Annotated in this window: 19 protein-coding genes; 8 read left to right on the top strand and 11 right to left on the bottom strand. The window is 72.8% G+C overall.

What is annotated here, in order from left to right:
* Positions 1 to 366: 366 nt before the first annotated feature.
* Positions 367 to 1,221: a helix-turn-helix transcriptional regulator gene (locus H293_RS0126220; RefSeq protein WP_020120813.1), complete on the bottom strand. Its 855-nt coding sequence runs from the start codon at positions 1,219 to 1,221 to the stop codon at positions 367 to 369.
* 148 nt (positions 1,222 to 1,369) lie between these two features.
* On the opposite strand from H293_RS0126220, the gene H293_RS0126215 reads away from it, so the two are divergent.
* Positions 1,370 to 2,134, top strand: a complete 765-nt coding sequence (locus H293_RS0126215; RefSeq protein WP_028808211.1) for an SDR family oxidoreductase — start codon at positions 1,370 to 1,372, stop codon at positions 2,132 to 2,134.
* Positions 2,135 to 2,142: 8 nt separating this feature from the next.
* On the opposite strand, the gene H293_RS0126210 is transcribed toward H293_RS0126215, so the two are convergent.
* From H293_RS0126210 to H293_RS0126190, 5 genes are all read right to left on the bottom strand, one after another.
* Positions 2,143 to 2,586 (bottom strand): hypothetical protein, encoded by a 444-nt coding sequence (locus tag H293_RS0126210; RefSeq protein WP_033415691.1) that lies wholly within the window; start codon positions 2,584 to 2,586, stop codon positions 2,143 to 2,145.
* A 76-nt stretch (positions 2,587 to 2,662) separates the two neighbouring features.
* The gene (locus H293_RS0126205; protein ID WP_020120810.1) at positions 2,663 to 3,598 is read right to left on the bottom strand and encodes an ABC transporter substrate-binding protein; all 936 of its coding nucleotides are present in this window, start codon (positions 3,596 to 3,598) and stop codon (positions 2,663 to 2,665) included.
* An 11-nt stretch (positions 3,599 to 3,609) separates the two neighbouring features.
* Positions 3,610 to 4,272, bottom strand: coding sequence for an ABC transporter permease (locus H293_RS0126200; RefSeq protein WP_020120809.1), 663 nt, complete (start codon positions 4,270 to 4,272; stop codon positions 3,610 to 3,612).
* Position 4,273: 1 nt separating this feature from the next.
* Positions 4,274 to 4,915: an ABC transporter permease gene (locus tag H293_RS0126195; RefSeq protein WP_020120808.1), complete on the bottom strand. Its 642-nt coding sequence runs from the start codon at positions 4,913 to 4,915 to the stop codon at positions 4,274 to 4,276.
* Positions 4,912 to 5,946, bottom strand: coding sequence for an ABC transporter ATP-binding protein (locus H293_RS0126190; RefSeq protein WP_020120807.1), 1,035 nt, complete (start codon positions 5,944 to 5,946; stop codon positions 4,912 to 4,914). Before H293_RS0126190 ends, H293_RS0126195 begins: the two co-directional genes overlap by 4 nt.
* A 141-nt stretch (positions 5,947 to 6,087) precedes the next feature.
* Between H293_RS0126190 and H293_RS0126185 the strand changes: the two genes are divergently transcribed.
* The 3 genes from H293_RS0126185 to H293_RS0126175 all read left to right on the top strand — a co-directional run bounded on the left by H293_RS0126185 (position 6,088) and on the right by H293_RS0126175 (position 9,142).
* Positions 6,088 to 7,605 (top strand): aromatic amino acid ammonia-lyase, encoded by a 1,518-nt coding sequence (locus H293_RS0126185; protein ID WP_028808209.1) that lies wholly within the window; start codon positions 6,088 to 6,090, stop codon positions 7,603 to 7,605.
* Between the two features lie 5 nt (positions 7,606 to 7,610).
* Positions 7,611 to 8,462 (top strand): MurR/RpiR family transcriptional regulator, encoded by an 852-nt coding sequence (locus H293_RS0126180; RefSeq protein ID WP_020120805.1) that lies wholly within the window; start codon positions 7,611 to 7,613, stop codon positions 8,460 to 8,462.
* An 86-nt stretch (positions 8,463 to 8,548) separates the two neighbouring features.
* The gene (locus H293_RS0126175) at positions 8,549 to 9,142 is read left to right on the top strand and encodes a hypothetical protein (protein WP_028808208.1); all 594 of its coding nucleotides are present in this window, start codon (positions 8,549 to 8,551) and stop codon (positions 9,140 to 9,142) included.
* Positions 9,143 to 9,158: 16 nt separating this feature from the next.
* Here H293_RS0126175 and H293_RS0126170 read toward each other — a convergent pair whose 3' ends face one another.
* The 5 genes from H293_RS0126170 to H293_RS0126150 all read right to left on the bottom strand — a co-directional run bounded on the left by H293_RS0126170 (position 9,159) and on the right by H293_RS0126150 (position 13,016).
* Positions 9,159 to 9,533, bottom strand: coding sequence for a hypothetical protein (locus H293_RS0126170; protein WP_020120803.1), 375 nt, complete (start codon positions 9,531 to 9,533; stop codon positions 9,159 to 9,161).
* A 20-nt stretch (positions 9,534 to 9,553) separates the two neighbouring features.
* The gene (locus H293_RS0126165) at positions 9,554 to 10,075 is read right to left on the bottom strand and encodes a roadblock/LC7 domain-containing protein (protein ID WP_020120802.1); all 522 of its coding nucleotides are present in this window, start codon (positions 10,073 to 10,075) and stop codon (positions 9,554 to 9,556) included.
* Between the two features lie 34 nt (positions 10,076 to 10,109).
* On the bottom strand, positions 10,110 to 11,048 hold the full coding sequence (locus tag H293_RS0126160) for a hypothetical protein (RefSeq protein WP_020120801.1): 939 nt from the start codon (positions 11,046 to 11,048) through the stop codon (positions 10,110 to 10,112).
* Entirely contained in the window at positions 11,045 to 11,461 is a 417-nt protein-coding gene (locus H293_RS0126155; RefSeq protein WP_020120800.1) for a hypothetical protein, read from the bottom strand. Before H293_RS0126155 ends, H293_RS0126160 begins: the two co-directional genes overlap by 4 nt.
* 169 nt (positions 11,462 to 11,630) lie before the next feature.
* Positions 11,631 to 13,016 (bottom strand): type III PLP-dependent enzyme domain-containing protein, encoded by a 1,386-nt coding sequence (locus H293_RS0126150; protein WP_020120799.1) that lies wholly within the window; start codon positions 13,014 to 13,016, stop codon positions 11,631 to 11,633.
* Between the two features lie 190 nt (positions 13,017 to 13,206).
* On the opposite strand from H293_RS0126150, the gene hutU reads away from it, so the two are divergent.
* From hutU to hutI, 4 genes are read left to right on the top strand one after another with little or no spacing between them, the layout of a single operon-like run.
* The gene (gene hutU, locus H293_RS0126145; protein ID WP_020120798.1) at positions 13,207 to 14,871 is read left to right on the top strand and encodes a urocanate hydratase; all 1,665 of its coding nucleotides are present in this window, start codon (positions 13,207 to 13,209) and stop codon (positions 14,869 to 14,871) included.
* Positions 14,872 to 14,927: 56 nt separating this feature from the next.
* Entirely contained in the window at positions 14,928 to 16,130 is a 1,203-nt protein-coding gene (locus H293_RS0126140; protein WP_020120797.1) for an allantoate amidohydrolase, read from the top strand.
* The gene (locus H293_RS0126135; RefSeq protein ID WP_020120796.1) at positions 16,127 to 17,464 is read left to right on the top strand and encodes a formimidoylglutamate deiminase; all 1,338 of its coding nucleotides are present in this window, start codon (positions 16,127 to 16,129) and stop codon (positions 17,462 to 17,464) included. The genes H293_RS0126140 and H293_RS0126135 overlap by 4 nt, the downstream gene beginning before the upstream one ends.
* Complete coding sequence (gene hutI / locus H293_RS0126130) at positions 17,461 to 18,750, top strand: imidazolonepropionase (protein WP_020120795.1); 1,290 nt, start codon at positions 17,461 to 17,463, stop codon at positions 18,748 to 18,750. The genes H293_RS0126135 and hutI overlap by 4 nt, the downstream gene beginning before the upstream one ends.
* The last annotated feature ends 12 nt before the right edge of the window (positions 18,751 to 18,762 follow it).

Raw genomic sequence — 18,762 nt, 5'->3', positions numbered from 1 at the left:
GTGAACGCCGGGTGCCGGCGGCGGACTTGCGGTTTCCCACCGAAAAGGTGGACTTCGCGGAACTGGTACGAGCGCGTCACGTCCACGCAGCACACGCTTAACACGGGTCCGGCACATTGGTGGATGTCGGCAGGGCGGGAGCGGCTCCCCGCCCCAGCCGGCACCGAAACGTCCAAGGACCTCCGGAGCGGCTCCCGGACCTCCATGGACGCCGGACGTGAGACCTGGCCTGACCCGGTCGACGTCCCTCGCGGGGACCGCCGTCGTCCCGCCCCCCGTTAACGGGGGTGCGGCGGTCCCCGCGATATTTCTTTTGCGGGGGGCCTCAGCAGGCGGTCTCAGTGAGCGACGTTCAGTGAGCGAGGTTCAGCGGGCGGCGCTCGATGCCCAGCTGCCCAGCAGCGCCAGCCGCTCCGCCGTCTCCGATCCCGGTTCCGGGGTGTAGACGAGCAGGCTCTGGTCGCCGTCTCCCGGGACGGTGAGGGTCTCGTACGCGAAGACGAGCAGGCCCGCCACCGGATGCCGGAGGCGCTTCACGCCGTAGGCGCACTCCTTGACCTGGTGGTCGGCCCACAGCCGGCGGAAGTCCTCGCTCTTGAGGGAGAGCTCGCCGACCAGCGAGGTCAGTTCGCGGTCGTCCTGGTGATGGCCCGCCAGGACCCGCAGATGGGCCACGCACTGAGAGGCCACCGCCTGCCACTCCGGGTAGAGGTCGCGTGCGGCGGGGTCGAGGAAGACCTGCCGCGGAATGCTGCGCGTCCTGGCCGTCGTACCGCTGTAACCGAACACCGCGTCGGCCAGGGCGTTCCAGGCCAGGACGGTCATCCGGCGGTCGAGGACGAAGGCCGGGGTGCGGTCCATGCTGTCGAGCAGGAGCTGGACGCCCTGGCGGACGCGGGGGCTGGCGGGACGTGCGGCCTGTCGGCGGGGGCGGGCCACCGCGTGCAGGTAGTCGCGTTCGGTCTCGTCCAGGCGCAGGACGCGCGCGACGGCGTCCAGCACGGCGTCCGAGACTCCCCCGGACTTCGTCCGGGAGGGGCCCCCAGGACCGCGGCCCTGCTCCAGACGGATGTAGTAGTCGACGCTCACGCCGGCCAGCTGCGCCACCTCCTCCCGGCGCAGCCCGGGCACGCGGCGCCGCCCGTGCGAGGGCAGCCCCACCTCCTCGGGCCGGATGCGGGCGCGGCGTGAACGCAAGAAGTCTCCGAGGTCCCCGTCCATGGGTTCGATCGTAGGGGAGGCGCGGCTTTCGAACCTGGTACCGGCAGACCCAGGAAAAGCGCATCCCTGGGTAGGACCGCCCGGGCGCCGCAGGGTGGTGGACGAGGCCGGGGAGTCGCCCCGGCGGGCATGCACCGAGGAGCACAACATGTCGTACGAGAATCTGGCCGGACGTACCGCTGTCGTCACCGGGGCGGCGAGCGGTATCGGCGAGGCCACGGCCGTGCTGCTGGCCGAGCAGGGGGCGCGGGTCGCGCTGCTCGCCCGGCGCGGTGAGCGGCTGGAGGCGATCGCCGGGAAGATCCGGGCCGACGGCGGACAGGCCCTGGCCGTGGTCGCCGACGTGACCGACGACGCGTCCGTGGCGGCCGCCGTGGAGCGTGTGCACACGGCGTACGGGGCCGTCGACCTGGTGGTGAACAACGCGGGCGTGATGCTGCCGAACCCGATCGTCGACGCCCGGGTCGACGAGTGGCAGCGGATGATCGACACCAATGTCACCGGTGTCCTGCGGGTCATCGGCGCCTTCGCCGGCGACCTCGACGAGGCGGCGGCGCAGGGGCGCAGCGCGGACCTGGTGAACGTCTCGTCCATCGGCGCGCACGTCACGGGCTTCACGAACTACGCCGTGTACGGGGCGACGAAGGCCGCGGTCACGCATCTCTCCGCGCTGCTGAGGAACGAGTTCGGGCCGCGGGGCGTGCGGGTCACCAACATCGAGCCGGGGCTGACGGAGTCCGAACTGGCCACGCACATCGACAACGACGGGCTGCGGGCGCAGGTCGGCGGGATGGTCGAGGCGATGGGCACGCTGGCGGCCGCCGAGCTCGCCGACGTCGTCGCCTACGTCACCAGCCGGCCCCGGCACGTCAACCTGCGCCAGGTCATGGTGCTGCCGACCGCGCAGGTGTGAGCGCCGGGTCAGCCTTCCCAGTCGCTGGTCCGGGAGGACGGCTTGCCGCGCCGGCCGCCGCGGAAGAGGTCCGGGTTGACGCGGAGCGCCTGGAAGGCGTTGACGCCGACGATGCCGACCCAGGAGACCAGCAGGCCGGGCAGGTGGGCGACGCCGCCGCCGATCGCGGAGAGCGGGATCGCCAGCACCAGGGAGACGATGCCGAAGCCGAAGCGTTCGCCGAAGGAGTCGGTGGGCTTGGGCGAGCGGGCTCCCCGGGCGGTCACCATCTGCTGCTCGGCGAGCTGCCGGCGCAGCCGGCGGTCCACGGCGCCGTCGATCCGCTGGTCGACCTTCTCCAGGAACGAGTCGACCAGCGCGGACTCGTACTCCTCGCCCAGTTCCCTGCGGGCCTGCAGGGTGGCGTTGAGTTCCTTCTTGAGTTCGGGGTCCCGCGCATCCATTCCGGTCATGGGGTCCACGGTAGGCAGCGGGACCGCCCGCTGCACTGGGGTTAGCCCCCCTGTTGCGGCGGGGGCCCTTCCCAGATCAGCCCGTGGTCAGCCCGTGCTGCTTCGCATACGCGTTCGCCACGTCCTCCGGGTCCTTCTTGTCGTTGTCGACCTGGCTGTTGAGCTGGGTCAGCTGGGCGGTGGTCAGGACGTTGCCGAGGCGGGCGAGGGCCTTGCGGACGGTGTCGTCGGCCTTGCGGTCGGCGATGAGGGGCACGATGTGCTGGCTGGGGATGAGGTTCTTGGGGTCGGTCAGCACCACCCAGTCGTCGGCCGCGATGTCGGTGTCGGTGGTGAAGAGGTTCGCCACGTCGACATCGCCCTTCTTCAGGGCGCCCTTGACGAGCGGACCGTCCGAGTCGAGGGACTTGAACTCCTTGAACTCGACGCCGTACACCTCCTTGAGGCCGACCGCGCCCACCCGGCGCTTCTTGACCTCGGGTGCGGCGCCGATGACCAGCTTGCCGTTCTGCTTGGCGAGGTCGGCGAGGGTGACGAGGCCGTACTTCCTGGCGGTCGCCCGGGTGACGACGAAGCAGTCGGAGTCGGCCGCCTGGCCGTACGGGAGCACCTGGAGGCCGGCGGGCAGGGCCAGGGTGAGGGCGTTCTGCATGGTGCCCGGCTCGGCGGAGGCGTCCTTGGGGGCCAGGTAGTTGAGGAGGGCGCCCTGGTACTCGGGCAGCAGGTCGATGTCGCCCGCCTTGAGGGCGGGGATCACGATCTCGCGGGTGCCGAGGTTGGGGCGGACCTTCACCTTCACGCCGGCCTGCTGGAGCACGGCCGCGTACAGGTAGCCGAGGACCTGGTTCTCGGTGAAGTTGGCGGTGCCGATGGTGACTCCGCCCTTGCTGGAGCCGCTGCCGCCGGAGGTGGTGCCGCCGCCGTCGAGGGAGGTGATGCCGCTGGAGCAGGCGGAGAGGGCGGGGACGGAGGCCGCCGCGAGGAGGCCGCCGAGGAGGGTGCGTCGGTTCATCGGAGGGGTCCTTACGCGGTGCGGTGACGGAAGAGGAAGCGCTGGAGGGCGGAGAGCAGCAGGTCGAGGGCGACGGCGATCACGGCGACCAGCACCGCCCCGCCGAGCACCTGGACGAGGTCGCGCTGGGCGAGGCCGTCGAAGACGTAGCGGCCGAGGCCCCCGAAGGAGACGTACGCCGCGATGGTCGCGGTGGCGACGACCTGGATGAGTGCCAGGCGCAGGCCGGTCATGATCAGGGGGAGCGCGAGGGGCAGTTCGACCTGGAACAGGACCTGATGCCCGCGCATGCCCTGGCCGCGGGCGGCGTCGCGCACATCCGGATCCACGGCCGTCATGCCGGCGTAGGTGTTGGTGACGATCGCCGGGACCGCGAGGGCGACGAGGGCGACGTAGACCGGGAGCATGGACAGGCCGCCGGCCAGGAAGACCAGCACGACCAGGCCGACGGTGGGCAGGGCGCGGCCGAAGGACGCGAGGTTGATCGCGAGGAAGGCCCCCTTGCCGGTGTGACCGATGAGCAGGCCGAGGGGAAGGCCGATCGCGGCCGCGACGAGGGTCGCGAGCAGCGAGTACTGCAGGTGCTCGGCGAGCCGGTGGGCGATGCCGTCGGTCCCGGTCCACTGGGAGCCGCTGGTCAGCCAGGTGCCGAGGTTCTTGATGAGTTCGTACATGTCAGGCTCGCCTCCGCCGCCACGGGGTCAGGACGTACTGGAGGGCCACCAGCAGGGCGTCCGCGGCCACGGCGAGCAGGAGCGTGAGGACCACGCCCGCGATCACCGGGGTCGGGAAGTCGCGCTGGAAGCCGTCGGTGAAGAGCTGGCCGAGACCGCCGTCGCCGATGTAGGTGGCGACCGACACCAGGGAGATCGACATGACGGTCGCGATCCGTACGCCCGCCATGATCACGGGCAGGGCGAGGGGGAGTTCGACGGTGAGGAGGGTGCGCAACGGGCGGGTGCCCATCGCCTTCGCGGCCTCCTTGGTCTTCGCGGGGACCGAGTCGAGGCCCTCGACGGTGTTCTGCAGCAGGACGACCAGGGTGTAGACGGTCAGGCCGATCACGGTCGTGGTGCGGGTGAGGCCGCTGATCGGCAGCAGGAGCACGAAGATCGCGATCGAGGGGATCGTGAACAGGACGTTCGAGAGGCCGAGCAGGAAGCCGCGCAGGGGCCGGATCCGATGGGCGACCACGGCGAGGGGGAGGCTGATCAGCAGGCCGAAGAAGACCGCCGAGAGCGCTGCCTGGAGGTGCGAGATCGTCAGGGTGGTCAGGTCGTCGGTGTGGCCGGATATCCACGACCAGTCGATGGTCATGCGGCCACCCGGGCTTCCGTGTGGGCCCGGCCGGCGTGCCGGTGGATGTCGTTGCGGGAGGTGACCCCGGTGAGGACGCCGTCGGCGTCGACGCGGGCGACCAGGCCGGCGGGGGAGGCGACGGACTCGTCGAGGGCGGCGAGCAGGGAGTCGCCGTCCTTGAGCGGTCGTACGGGCACCTCGGCGTCGTCGGCCGCCCAGTGCAGGGGCCTGCCCGCCGCGTCGCACACGAGGGACCAGGCGGCCCCTTCCGGCGCCGGGCCCTGCGGGACCTCGGCCAGGGTCTTCAGCGAGAGCAGCTTCAGGCCGCGCTCGGCGCCGAGGAAGTCGGCCACGAAGTCGTCGGCGGGGCGGGCGAGGAGTTCGGCGGGAGGGGCGCACTGGACGAGGTGGCCGCCGGTGCGGAAGATCGCGATGCGGTCGCCGAGGCGGACGGCCTCGTCGACGTCGTGTGTGACGAAGACGATGGTCTTGTTCAACTCCTTCTGGAGCCGGAGCAGTTCGTCCTGGAGCTGGGTGCGTACGACCGGGTCGACCGCGCCGAAGGGTTCGTCCATGAGCAGGACCGGCGGGTCGGCGGCGAGCGCGCGGGCGACGCCGACCCGCTGCTGCTGGCCGCCGGAGAGCTGGTGCGGGTACCGCTTGCCGGACTCGGCGGTCAGGCCGACGGTCTCCAGGAGCTCGGCGGCGCGGGCCCGGGCCCTCTTGCGGCCGTGGCCGAGCAGGAGCGGGACGGTGGCGATGTTGTCCAGCACCGTGCGGTGCGGGAAGAGGCCGGACTGCTGGATGACGTAGCCGATGGAGCGGCGCAGTTCGGCCGCGTCCTGCCGGGTGACGTCCTTGCCGCCGACCTTGATGGTGCCGGAGGTCGGTTCGACCATCCGGTTGATCATCCTGAGGGTGGTCGTCTTGCCGCAACCGGAGGATCCGACGAGGACGGTGACGCCGCCTTCCGGCATGTCGAGGGTGAGATCGTGCACTGCTGTCGTGCCGTTGGGGAAGCGCTTGTGGACCGCGTCGAACTGGATCATGAGTTGTCCCTTGCCCGGCTGTATAACGTCATGCAGAGTTCTCGGTACCTGAATAGGTTGTCAACGGTTCGGTGTTAATCCGAGGTAACGGATGACCGCCAGGCAAGATCAGATGTCCGCATTGAGGGGAGTTTGGGCTAGATGTCGTCTCGGATCGTGGACAGTCCTGATCCCGTCTCAGTGGGCCACACCGGCCTGGTGGTCCTCGACGGGATCGGGCTCGACGTCGCGGACGTCGCCCGCCTCGCCGACGGGAGCGCGCGCCCGGTGCCCGGGACCGACGCGATGAAGCGGGTCGCGGAGTCCTGGGACGCCGCCCGCCAGATCGCCGCGACCGGACGCGTCTACGGCCGCTCGACCGGCGTCGGCGCCAACCGGAACGAGGACGTGCCCACCGAGGCGGCCGCCGAACACGGGCTGCGGCTGCTGCGCAGCCACGCCGGCGCCATCGGCGAGGAGCTCCCGGCCCGGCAGGTCCGCGCGATGCTCGCGGTCCGCGCCAACCAGGTCCTGGCGGGCGGCGCGGGACTGCGGCCGACCGTCGTCACGGCCCTGTGCGAGGCCCTGGAGAACGGCGCGTACCCGGTCGTCAACGAGTTCGGCTCGGTGGGCACCGGTGACATCGCGGCGCTGGCCCAGGTGGGACTGGCGCTGGCGGGGGAGCACCCCTGGAGGGAGGCCGGCGCCCCCGAGCCCCAGCCCCTCGACAACAACGACGCCCTCGCCTTCATCAGCAGCAACGCCCTCACCCTCGGCCAGGCCGCCCTCGCACTGCACGAACTGCGCGGGCTCGTCGAGGCCACACAGGTCGTCGGGGCGCTGTCGCTGCTGGCCGTGGACGGGTCGCACGAGGCGTACGCCGCCCCCGTGCACGCGGCCCGCCCGCACCGCGGGTCCGCCGAAGTGGCCCGGCGGATGCGGAAGCTGATCGGGGCCGAGGACCGGCCCACCCCACCGCTCGGCCGCATCCAGGATCCGTACGGCTTCCGGTGTCTCCCGCAGATCCACGGGCCCGCCCAGGACGCGGCCGACGCCCTGGAGGAGGTCATCGCGATCGAGATCAACGCGGCCGCCGAGAACCCCCTCATCTCCCCCGAGGACATGGCCGCCTACCACCACGGCGGCTTCTACCAGGCCCAACTCGCCCTGGCCCTGGACCACTTCAGGCTGGCCCTCACCCAGGTCGCCCGGCTGTCCACGTCCCGGCTCTCCACCCTGAACGAGCCCGTCTTCACCCGCCTCAGGCCCTTCCTCGCCGACCAGGAGCCCGCCTCCTCCGGCGTGATGATCCTGGAGTACGCCGCCGGAGCGGCCCTCGGCGACCTGCGGGCCTTCTCGGCGCCCGCCTCGCTCGGCCACGCTGTACTCTCCCGAGGCGTCGAGGAACAGGCCAGCTTCGCCTCGCTCGCCGCACGCCAGACACTGCGCGCGTGCGGCGCGTACCGTCTCGTCGTCGGCTGCGAACTCGTCGCCGCCGTACGGGCGCTGCGCCAGCGCGGTCTCAGGGCCGACCCGGACCTCCCGGTGGGCCGGGCGCTGGAACTCGCCGAGGCGGTGCTGGCGCAGGACACGGCCGACCGGCCGCTCACGGGCGACGTGACGGCGGCGGCCGCGCTGCTCGACCGGTTCACGGACATCTGGAGGGGGATCGAGGCATGAGCGACATGGGCGGGGCGGGTGTGGCGGACACTCCCGCGGGACGGCTTCAGGCGCTGTTCGAGGGGCACCGGCTCACACCGACCCAGCGGCGCATCGCGCACAGCATGGTGCGGCGGGCAGGGGACGTGCCGTTCCTGTCCAGCGTGGAGCTGGCCGAGCTGGCCGGGGTCAGCCAGCCCTCCGTCACCCGCTTCGCCGTCGCCCTCGGCTTCGACGGCTACCCGGCCCTGCGCCGGCACCTTCGCGAGGTCGCGCCCGCCGAGCAGACGGCGGCCTCCGCGTCGTACAACGAGTACCAGCAGGCCGTCGAGGCCGAGATCGAGAACCTCAAGCACCTGGCGGAGATCCTCGCCGACCCCCGCCCGGTGCAGAAGGCCGGGCGGCTGCTCGCCGCCTCCCGCCCCCTGCCGGTGCTCGGGCTGCGGGCCGCCGCCTCCCAGGCGTACGGCTTCGCCTACTTCGCCGCCAAGGTCCATCCGGACGTACGGCTGCTCAACGAGGGCGGCACGATGATCCACGACCGGATCGACGCCGCCGTCCGCGCGGGCGCCTCGACCCTGCTGTGCTTCGCGCTGCCCCGGCATCCGCGCGAGGTCGTCGACACCCTCGCCTACGCCAAGGAGGCGGGCCTGAGCGTCGTCACCGTCGCCGACTCCGCCTTCGCGCCGGTCGCCAAGGTCTCCGACCTGCTGCTGCCCGCCGCCGTCGGCACCGGCCTCGCCTTCGACACCGCCTGCGCGCCGATGCTGCTGGGCCGGGTGCTGCTGGAGGCGATGTGCGACGACCTGCCGGACGCGCAGGCCCGCCTGGAGGAGTTCGACGCGCGGGCCGCGGCCCGGGGACTGTTCGTGGAATAGGGCCGCGTTTTTTCAGGCTCGTCTCACGTTCGCCCGCTACCCTCCCGGACCGTCAGAACTGTGCCAGGACGACGAGGAGGCGGGACGTGGCACGCGGAGATCGCAGGGTTCAGGGGCTGGCTCGGGTGGCCGTCGTCGTGCGCGCCGGGGCCGCACCGCTGTGGTGGCTCGGAGTGTGCGCGGCGGGCGTCGGGCTGCTGATCCCGGGCCTGACCGGGCGCCGGATCGGGGTGATGGCGGGCGCCGCGCTGTTCATCGTGGCGGTGGCGGTGGTGTCGTACGGCCGCCGCAAGCGGTACACCGCGCTGGGGCGGGCGGCCGTCCGCGCCGGGAAGCACGACGTGCTCCAGGACCGCGCGGTCAGTGTGCGCAACTGGCGTCGCGGGCACCGCTGGTGGCTCCTGCTGGCCTCGCTGGTCGCGCTGCTGACCTCGTTCGCGGTGCCTGTCGCCGGCGGCATGCTGCTCGCCGGGTGCGGTGCCGGCCTTTGGCTCAAGGCCGCCTGGCTCGGGCGGCGCGAGCGGGAGGGGGACGCGCTGCTGTGGGTGCGGGTCGACTGGCTCGACGCACGCGGCGGACGCCCGGCCGGCAAGGCGGTCAAGGCGTACCGCAGCACGGGTGTCGCGGCGGGCGACGCGGCCCCGGGAGGAGCGCGCCGCCGCACCGCGGCCCTGGTCTAGTACCGGCGGTGCCGGGTCACACCTCCAGGTCGGCTTCGATGGCCCGCAGCTGGTGGCGGGCCATGGCGAGGTTGGAGCGCTTGGCGTCCAGGACCAGGTAGAGGAAGAGGCCGTTGCCACCGCGTCCGCTGATCAGGCGGATCAGGTGGTACTGGTCGGACAGGCTGATCAGGATGTCCTCGATCTGGCCCTTGAGCCCGAGGTGCTCCATCGTGCGCATCTTCGCGCGGACCACGTCGGTGTTGCCGGCGGCGGCCACGTTGAGGTCGAAGCCCTTGCTGCCGCCCATGGTGCCGAGCGCCATGCCGCTGGTGTAGTCGACGAGCGCGACGCCGGTCGCGCCCTCGATGGAGGCGAGGGCCTCCTTCAGCGCGGTTTCGGTGTTGGCCATGACTGTGTCTCCTCGGTTCGCTAACTTTCGGTGGTGGTGCGGGCCGCCGTCGGTGCGGTGGCCGCGGCGCGGGCGTCCACGGGCTTGGCCCGGGACGTGCGGGCCGCTCTGGCACGAGCCGGAGCGGGCTTCGCGGGCGCCTTCGTGATGGTTTCGGTGGGCTCGGCGGCCGCGCTGTCGACGAGCTCCGCGATCCGGGCTCCCGCCCGGCGGCCCTCCAGGTGGAGGCGGCCGACGTTGACCCGGTCCTGCGCGAGCAGCGTGACGACGGCCCCGGCGCCCGCCGCGTACGTGGCGACGTAGCCGTACACGCCCCGTACGAGCAGTTCGCGCAGGTCCCCCTGGCCGGTCACGTCGGCCAGCTGGGCGGCGAGTGCCCGGGTGGTCCCGGTGAGCGCGGCCACCGCCTCCGGGTCGACCCCCGGGGTGTCCTGGGCCAGGACGAGACCGTCGGCGTCGGCCGCGAGGGCGCCGGTGAGCTGCGGCACCCGGGCTCTGAGCCGGCGCAGCTCCTCCAGGATCGCGTCCTGAGCTGCTGCCATCAGGTCTCTCCTCTCGGCGCGGATCCGCTGCCGCTCAAAGGGCCTCCAGCGCATCCCTGAGCCTCTTCAGCAAGGTGGTGTGGGGATCGACGGGCTCGACGGGGACACCGTCGCCCGGCGGCCCGGGCCGAGGCTCGGTGAAGGACACCGGCGGGCGGGGCGCGACCACTCCGGCCGCCACCAGACGCCGTATGTCCACCAGGGTGTGGAAGGCCGGGCGGCCCAGTTCGCGCGCGATCTCCGACGCCGTGCGGATGCCGTCGACACGGGCCAGCACCGCCAGTCGCCGGGCCGGCAGCGGCGGGGACGCGGGGCGGTGCTCCCGGGTCAGCGGCACCTCGTCCGGCAGCGCGTCGGGCCAGATGCGGTGCAGCAGGTCGCGGCGGCGCAGGGTCTCGCGCTCCAGGTCGGCGACCGGCACCGGGTGCGGGACGCCGGGGGTGCCGTCGGGCTCCGGGGGCGCGTCGGCGGGCGCCTGAGGTCCGTCCTCGGTGCCGTAGCGGAAGCGGCCCGGGGTGCTGCTCGGGGAGAGGGCGAAGTACGCCGCGTCGTACAGCGCGGTCAGCCGGCACAGCTCCAGGGCACCCGGGGTGAGCAGCCCGCCCGCGACCAGCCGGCGGCCCGCCCGGTGCACGGCCTCGGCGCCGGTGAGGCGGCGGACCCCGGTGCCGGCACCGCCGGTGCTCGCGACGCTCTCGGCCAGGGCCTGCCGCCAGATGTCGGGGTCCAGCGTGCCGTGGGCGGCGAGGAGGACGTCGGTGCCGGGGGCGGCCGGGCTCTCGGCGTGCACCACCTTGCCGTCGGCCAGGTGCAGGGTGCCGCGCTCGCGCACCAGGACACCGGTGGCGCGCTCGGCGGCCAGTCGGGTCAGCATCGGGGAGACACCGCCCCAGCCGCGGTCCAGGGCGCCCGCCTTGTCGCGCACCGGCAGCCGGGGCGGCGGGGTGGCGGGCATGGCCGGGACCGTCGTCATCCGAGCTCCAGCCGTCCGGCCATCTCACCGAGCCGGATCCGGGCCAGCGCGAGGTTGCCCTCCGCGCGGGCCAGCCACAGGTGCAGGAACACACTGCTGTCGAAGGACGTCGGCACGAACCTGAGGACGTGGTAGCTGTCCCGGTTGCTGAGGATGAGGTCTTCGACCGGCGGGTCCGGCTCCTCCTCGGCGGCTCCCGGCTCGGTGGCCTGGGAACTCCCGGAGGCGAAGGCGCGCTGCTCGGCGGCGAGCCGGGCGAGCTCGGCGGCCTCCGCGGCGGCCGCCTCCTGGTCGCCGCCGGGGGACTCCCCGACGGCTCCCAGGGCCAGCCCGCTCGTCCAGTCGACCAGCGCGGCCCCCCGCGCGCCCGGCAGCCGCATGGCTTCCAGCAGGCACTCGTCGATTCCCTGCACCGTGGTTCCCCTCCCACCTGGGGTTCGGCTGAGTGACGCCGAAACTACGCAACGTGTGCGCGAGGAGTGAGGGATCCGGCATTTTCCGGTGGAACATGCTCGGAGTGGCTAGAGTGGGTCAACTTGCCTGGTTCGCGGGGCCATTGATCGGCGGACCGGTCGGTGTGTGTCAACTGCTCCCGGGGGCGTGGAGGGTGGTGAGCGCACCGGCGTGCGCCCCTCCGGACTCGGCCACGATCGAGGCGAGCGTCTGGGGATCCCGCACGGTCGCGAAGCGGACGCCTCCCGCCCGGTCGGGGGCGAAGCCGTAGATGCCCGGCCGGGCCAGCGAGTTGTACGCGTAGTGGTGCGCGAAGTAGTACGCGCCCGTGTCCAGCGCCGCCGCGTAGTCCCCTTGGCCGAGCAGCGGCAGCGCGCGCCCCTCGGCCAGCAGGTCGCCCGCGAAGCAGGCCGGCCCCGCCACGTCCTGCACCACCTCGGCCCCGCTCTTGGGCCGTCCCTTGCCGTCGTAGGCCGCGATCCTCAGCGGCCACGACCCCGGCACGTACACCGTCCGCGTCGCCACCTGCACGCCCGCGTGCGTCACCGCGACCGCTCGCCCGCCCGCGCTCTTGGCGTACTCCACCCGCGCCACGATCGTGCCGTGCTTGGCCAGCAGCGACCGCCCGAACTCGGTCACCAGCCCGTACCGCCCGTCGAACAGCCCCGGCACCGCCTCCCTGAGCGCCCGCGCGTACTCGGTGTACGTCGGTGTCGTCACGTCCGAGGCGAAGTTCACCGGCAGCCCGCCGCCGATGTCGATCGTGTCGATCTGCGGCCGCCCGATCCGCCGGTTGATCTCCTCGGCGAGCGCATAGGTCTCCGCGACCCCCTGGGTCATCAGGGACAGCGGGATGCCCTGCGAACCGGTGTGCGCGTGCAGCCGGGAGAGCCAGGGCCGGTCGAGGTAGGCGCGCACGACCCACTCGCGCGCCCCCTCGTCCCGCAGCGCCACCCCGAACTTCGAGGTCGCGGTGGCCGTGGAGGTCGCCCCGATGGAGCCGCCGCCGACCTGCGGGTTGACCCGGATCCCTAGCGGGGAGCGGCTGACGGCCGACCGCATGAGCGCGTCGACGCGGTCCAGCTCCTGCGGGTTGTCCGCGTTGACGGCGATCCCCAGCGCCAGCGCCTCCCTGAGCTCGGAGGGCGTCTTGGCGGGCGAGTCCAGGACGGTCCGCTCCGGTGGCAGCCCCGCCGCCCGCGCGAGCGCCAGTTCGCCCGGGCTCGCCACCTCCGCGCCGATGCCCTCCTCGCGCAGCAGCCGCAGCACCGGAACCAGCGGGGTCGCCTTCACCGCGAACGCGTGCAGCACCGGCGTGCCCGGCGCGGTGACCTCGTCGAAGGCGGCGCGGAGCTCGGCCGCGGACTCCCGGATGCCGGTGACGTCGAGAAGTCCGACGACGGGGGTGTCCGGCCCCAGCAGGCCCTGCTCCACGGCCGCCCGCACCGCCTCGTCCCGGCGGGCGGCCCGCCCCTCGCCGGTGCTGCCGTACTCGTCCATCACGTCCCCGTCCATCACGTCCCCGTCCTGCTCGTCACCCGTACCTCGGATGTCCAGGCAAACATCCCTGTCCGGAAACATCCCTCTCCTACCGAGGCTGACGCGAGAACGTATTGACTAGTTCTATTCAGGAAGTCAGGATGTGAATATCGACGGCAACAACCGGCACGCGGCCATCCGCGGCACAGTCCCCAGGAGGCAGACCATGTCAGGACCCCGCCCCGTCCGAGCGCCGCGCGGTACGGAACTGAGCGCCCTGGGATGGCAGCAGGAAGCCGCCCTGCGGATGCTGCAGAACAACCTGGACCCCGAGGTCGCCGAACACCCCGACCAGCTCGTCGTCTACGGCGGCACCGGCAAGGCCGCCCGTGACTGGCGCTCCTTCGACGCCATGGTCCGCACCCTGCGCACCCTCAAGCAGGACGAGACCATGCTGGTGCAGTCCGGCCGCCCCGTCGGCGTCATGCAGACCCACGAGTGGGCCCCGCGCGTCCTGATCGCCAACTCCAACCTCGTCGGAGACTGGGCGAACTGGGAGGAGTTCCGCCGCCTGGAGGCCCTCGGCCTCACCATGTACGGCCAGATGACCGCCGGCTCCTGGATCTACATCGGCACCCAGGGCATCCTCCAGGGCACCTACGAGACCTTCTCCGCGGTCGCCGCGAAGAAGTTCGGCGGCACCCTGGCCGGGACGATCACCCTCACCGCCGGCCTCGGCGGCATGGGCGGCGCCCAGCCCCTCGCGGTCACCATGAACGACGGTGTCGCCATCTGCATCGACGTCGACCCGCGTGCCATCGAGCGGCGCATCGAGCACCGCTACCTGGACGTGAAGGCCGACAGCCTGGAGCACGCCCTCCAGCTCGCCGTCGAGGCCCGTGACGCCCGCCGCCCCCTGTCCATCGGCCTGCTGGGCAACGCCGCCGAGCTGCTGCCGCGCATGCTCGCCGAGAGCGCGCCCATCGACATCGTCACCGACCAGACCTCGGCCCACGACCCGCTGGCCTACCTGCCGACGGGCATCGCCTTCGAGGACATGGCCGACGCCGCCGCCAAGGACCCGGCGGGCTTCACCACCCGGGCCCGCGAGTCGATGGCCCGCCACGTCGAGGCCATGGTCGGCTTCATGGACGCCGGCGCCGAGGTCTTCGACTACGGCAACTCGATCCGGGGCGAGGCCCAACTCGCCGGGTACGAGCGGGCGTTCGCCTTCCCCGGGTTCGTCCCCGCCTACATCCGGCCGCTGTTCTGCGAGGGCAAGGGCCCCTTCCGCTGGGCCGCGCTGTCGGGTGAGGCCTCCGACATCGCCAAGACCGACAAGGCGATCCTGGAGCTCTTCCCCGAGAACGAGTCCCTCGCGCGCTGGATCAAGATGGCCGGTGAGCGCGTCCACTTCCAGGGCCTGCCCGCCCGGATCTGCTGGCTCGGCTACGGCGAGCGCGACAAGGCCGGTGAGCGCTTCAACGACATGGTGGCGAGCGGAGAGCTGGCGGCACCGCTGGCGATCGGACGGGACCACCTGGACGCCGGGTCCGTCGCCTCCCCCTACCGGGAGACCGAGGCCATGCTCGACGGGTCCGACGCGATCGCCGACTGGCCGCTGCTGAACGCCATGGTCAACGTGGCCTCGGGTGCGTCCTGGGTGTCCCTGCACCACGGCGGCGGCGTCGGCATGGGCCGCTCCATCCACGCCGGTCAGGTCACGGTGGCCGACGGCACCAAGCTGGGCGGCGAGAAGGTCCGGCGGGTACTGACGAACGACCCCGGCATGGGCGTCATCCGGCACGTGGACGCCGGGTACGACATCGCGGAGACGGTCGCCGACGAGCGGGGCGTGCGGGTCCCGATGCGCGAGGGTGAGGACGCGTGACGGTGGGCACCGACTCCGGAACAGCTCAGCACCCCCGTACCTCCTCGTTTCAGGAGATGTGGCGCGAGCTGCTCCCCGTCGGCCGGCACCCCGGCTCGCGCGGCTATCGCCGGTTCGCCTGGACCGGGGCCGACGGCGAGTGCCGGGCCTGGTTCAGGGAGCAGGCCGAAGCCCGCGGACTGACCTACGAGGTCGACCGGAACGGCAACCAGTGGGCCTGGCTCGGGGACCCCGCGCAGGGGGACGCCGTCGTCACCGGGTCGCACCTCGACTCCGTACCCGACGGAGGCGCCTTCGACGGTCCCCTCGGAGTCGTGTCCTCCTTCGCCGCGCTCGACGAACTCCGGGCGCGGCGGGCCGAGTTCACCAAGCCCCTCGCCCTCGTCAACTTCGGTGACGAGGAGGGGGCCCGGTTCGGGCTCGCCTGTGTCGGATCGCGGCTCACCGCCGGGCAGCTCACCGCCGAGCAGGCGCACCTGCTGACCGACGGGGAGGGCATCACACTCCCGCGAGCCATGGAGGCCGCCGGATACGACCCCGACGGCATCGGTGCCGACCCGGAGCGGCTCGCCCGCATCGGCGCCTTCGTCGAGCTGCACGTCGAGCAGGGCAGGGCGCTGGACCTCTCCGGCGACCGGGTCGGCATCGCCAGTGCCATCTGGCCGCACGGGCGCTGGCGGTTCGACTTCCGGGGCGAGGCCAACCACGCCGGCACCACCCGCCTCGTGGACCGGCGCGACCCCATGCTGTCGTACGCCGAGACCGTGCTCGCGGCCCGCCGCGAGGCCGAACTCGCCGGTGCCGTCGCCACCTTCGGCAAGATCGCCGTCGAGCCGAACGGCGTCAACGCCATCCCTTCCCTGGTGCGCGGCTGGCTCGACTCCCGCGCCGCCGACCAGGAGAGCCTCGACCAGGTGGTCGGCGGCATCGAGAAGGCGGCCCGGGAGTACGCCGACGCCCACGGCATCGCCCTCGACATCGTCCGGGAGTCCTTCACGCCCGTCGTCGAGTTCGACCACGCCCTGCGCGACGAACTCGCCCGCATCCTGGGCACCGGCACCGATCTCACGGTGCCGGTCCTGGGAACCGGAGCGGGACACGACGCCGGGATCCTCTCCGGGCACATCCCGACCGCCATGCTGTTCGTGCGCAACCCCACCGGCGTCTCGCACTCCCCGGCGGAGTTCGCCGCCGAGGACGACTGCGTGGCCGGAGTCCTCGCGCTCGCCGATGTACTGGAAGGGCTGGCCTGCAGGTGACAGCGAAGACGTACTGGCTGGAGCACGCCTGGCTCGACACCCACGTCGAGCCGGGCGTGGCCATGGACGTGAAGGACGGCCGCATCACCACCGTCCGCACGAGCACCCCCACCCCGCCCCCCGGCGCCGAGATCCTGCGCGGACTGACCCTCCCGGGGCTGGCGAACACCCACTCGCACGCCTTCCACCGGGCTCTGCGCGGCACCGTCCAGGTCGGCTCCGGGACCTTCTGGACCTGGCGCGAGGTCATGTACGCCACCGCCGACCGGCTCACCCCGGACACCTACCGCGACCTCGCCCGTGCCGTGTACGCGGAGATGGCGCTGGCCGGTGTGACGGCCGTCGGAGAGTTCCACTACCTGCACCACGCCCCCGGCGGCACCCCCTACGCCGACCCCAACGCCATGGGCGAGGCGCTGATCGAGGCCGCCGCCGACGCCGGTGTCCGCGTCACCCTCCTCGACACCGCCTATCTCTCCTCCGGCTTCGGACAGCGGCCCGACCATCACCAGCTGCGCTTCTCCGACGGCAGCGCCCAGGCCTGGGCCGAACGCTGTTCAGTTCTCAAGGACCAAGATCACGCGAGGATCGGCGCGGCCATCCACTCCGTACGGGCCGTGCCCGCCGGGCAGTTGGCGACTGTGGCGCGCTGGGCCGAGGAGCGGCGGGCCCCGCTCCACGTCCACCTGTCCGAGCAGACCGCCGAGAACGACGCGTGCCGTGCCGCCCACGGGTGCACGCCGACCGAACTGCTCGCCGAGCACGGTGTCCTCGGGCCGCGCACCACCGGCGTCCACAACACCCACCTCACCGACGAGGACATCGCCCTGATCGGCGGCAGCGGCACCGGCACCTGCATGTGCCCGACGACGGAGCGGGACCTCGCCGACGGCATCGGACCGGCCGTGGCCCTCCAGAAGGCGGGTTCACCGCTCTCCCTCGGCTCCGACAGCCACGCCGTGATCGACCTGCTCGAAGAGGCACGCGCGATGGAGCTCAACGAGCGCCTGCGCACCCGCACCCGTGGTCACTGGACGGCGGCGGCCCTGCTGAGGGCGGCCTCCGCCGACGGCCACGCGGCCCTCGGCTGGGACGGCGCGGGCACCCTGGAGCCCGGCGCGCTCGCCGACTTCACCACCGTGGCCCTCGACTCGGTCAGGACGGCAGGGCCGCCTCCGCGGCTCGGGGCCGAGACGACCGTATTCGCCGCGTCGGCAGCAGACGTGTCGCACACGGTCGTGGGAGGTCGGCACGTCGTGCGCGACGGGGTCCACGCGCTGGTGCCGGATGTGCCGAAAGCCCTCGCGGACGCCGTCGCCGCGCTGCACGGATGACTCCGGGCCGCCCGCCGCCGCGGCCCGCCCCCGAACCCGCCCCCACCGCCGACCAGGCCACCGAGGACGCCATGAGCAACGCGACGAACGTCAGCCCCGCCCACTCCGCGAGCACCGCGAGCACGCTCATCACCAACATCGCCGCTCTGGTCACCAACGACCCCTCCTCCGGTGACGGATCCCCCCTCGGACTGATCCAGCACGCGGCCGTCGCCATCGAGGGCGACCGCGTCGTGTGGACCGGTGATCAAAGCAAAGCACCCGCCACTGACAATCGGGTCGACGCAGGTGGCAGGGCGGTCCTCCCCGGCTTCGTCGACTCCCACAGCCACCTCGTCTTCGCGGGCGACCGCACCCAGGAGTTCAACGCCCGCATGTCAGGGCGGGCCTACAGCGCGGGCGGCATCCGCACGACGGTCGCCGCGACACGGGCGGCGAGCGACGCGGAACTCGAACGCAACCTCACCCGCTACCTCACCGAGGCCCTCCGCCAGGGCACGACGACCTTCGAGACCAAGTCCGGCTACGGCCTGACCGTCGAGGACGAGGCGAGGGCGCTGCGCATCGCCGCCGCCCACACCGACGAGGTCACCTACCTCGGCGCCCACATCGTGTCGCCGGACCACGCCGACGACCCGGCGGGCTACGTCTCCCTCGTCACCGGCGCGATGCTCGACGCCTGCGCCCCGTACGCCCGTTGGATCGACGTCTTCTGCGAGAAGGGCGCCTTCGACGGCGACCAGGCCCGCGCGATCCTCACGGCGGGCAGGGCGAAGGGCCTGCACCCCCGCATCCACGCCAACCAGCTCTCCTACGGGCCCGGCGTCCAGCTCGCCGTCGAACTCGACGCGGCCAGCGCCGACCACTGCACCCACCTCACCGCCGAGGACGTGGACGCCCTGGCGAACAGCCGTACGGTCGCCACGCTGCTGCCCGGCGCGGAGTTCTCCACCCGCGCCGAGTGGCCGGACGCCCGTCGCCTCCTGGACGCGGGGGTCACCGTCGCCCTGTCCACGGACTGCAACCCGGGCTCCTCCTTCACCTCCTCGGTCCCCTTCTGCGTCGCCCTCGCGGTACGCGACATGGGGATGACCCCGGACGAGGCCGTCTGGTCGGCCACGGCGGGCGGGGCGGCCGCCCTGCGCCGCGAGGACATCGGCCGGCTGACCCCGGGCGCACGCGCCGACCTGATCCTCCTGGACGCCCCGAGCCATGTGCACCTGGCCTACCGGCCGGGGGTGCCGCTGGTCAGCGAGGTGTGGCGGCGCGGGGTGCGCGTGGTCTGAGCCTCAGGAGGC

Origin of the sequence: Streptomyces canus 299MFChir4.1 (assembly GCF_000383615.1) — a bacterium.
Lineage (GTDB): Bacteria > Actinomycetota > Actinomycetes > Streptomycetales > Streptomycetaceae > Streptomyces > Streptomyces canus_C.
Note: the sequence above shows the minus strand (reverse complement) of the source record. Positions and strands in the feature narration are given on the sequence as shown.

What these genes read in the sequence shown, in the direction of transcription:
- H293_RS0126220 (WP_020120813.1), bottom strand. Translation starts at nt 1,221, where the DNA reads ATGGACGGGGACCTCGGAGACTTCTTGCGTTCACGCCGCGCCCGCATC.
- H293_RS0126215 (WP_028808211.1), top strand. Translation starts at nt 1,370, where the DNA reads ATGTCGTACGAGAATCTGGCCGGACGTACCGCTGTCGTCACCGGGGCG.
- H293_RS0126210 (WP_033415691.1), bottom strand. Translation starts at nt 2,586, where the DNA reads ATGACCGGAATGGATGCGCGGGACCCCGAACTCAAGAAGGAACTCAAC.
- H293_RS0126205 (WP_020120810.1), bottom strand. Translation starts at nt 3,598, where the DNA reads ATGAACCGACGCACCCTCCTCGGCGGCCTCCTCGCGGCGGCCTCCGTC.
- H293_RS0126200 (WP_020120809.1), bottom strand. Translation starts at nt 4,272, where the DNA reads ATGTACGAACTCATCAAGAACCTCGGCACCTGGCTGACCAGCGGCTCC.
- H293_RS0126195 (WP_020120808.1), bottom strand. Translation starts at nt 4,915, where the DNA reads ATGACCATCGACTGGTCGTGGATATCCGGCCACACCGACGACCTGACC.
- H293_RS0126190 (WP_020120807.1), bottom strand. Translation starts at nt 5,946, where the DNA reads ATGATCCAGTTCGACGCGGTCCACAAGCGCTTCCCCAACGGCACGACA.
- H293_RS0126185 (WP_028808209.1), top strand. Translation starts at nt 6,088, where the DNA reads ATGTCGTCTCGGATCGTGGACAGTCCTGATCCCGTCTCAGTGGGCCAC.
- H293_RS0126180 (WP_020120805.1), top strand. Translation starts at nt 7,611, where the DNA reads ATGGGCGGGGCGGGTGTGGCGGACACTCCCGCGGGACGGCTTCAGGCG.
- H293_RS0126170 (WP_020120803.1), bottom strand. Translation starts at nt 9,533, where the DNA reads ATGGCCAACACCGAAACCGCGCTGAAGGAGGCCCTCGCCTCCATCGAG.
- H293_RS0126165 (WP_020120802.1), bottom strand. Translation starts at nt 10,075, where the DNA reads ATGGCAGCAGCTCAGGACGCGATCCTGGAGGAGCTGCGCCGGCTCAGA.
- H293_RS0126160 (WP_020120801.1), bottom strand. Translation starts at nt 11,048, where the DNA reads ATGACGACGGTCCCGGCCATGCCCGCCACCCCGCCGCCCCGGCTGCCG.
- H293_RS0126150 (WP_020120799.1), bottom strand. Translation starts at nt 13,016, where the DNA reads ATGGACGGGGACGTGATGGACGAGTACGGCAGCACCGGCGAGGGGCGG.
- hutU (WP_020120798.1), top strand. Translation starts at nt 13,207, where the DNA reads ATGTCAGGACCCCGCCCCGTCCGAGCGCCGCGCGGTACGGAACTGAGC.
- H293_RS0126140 (WP_020120797.1), top strand. Translation starts at nt 14,928, where the DNA reads ATGTGGCGCGAGCTGCTCCCCGTCGGCCGGCACCCCGGCTCGCGCGGC.
- hutI (WP_020120795.1), top strand. Translation starts at nt 17,461, where the DNA reads ATGACTCCGGGCCGCCCGCCGCCGCGGCCCGCCCCCGAACCCGCCCCC.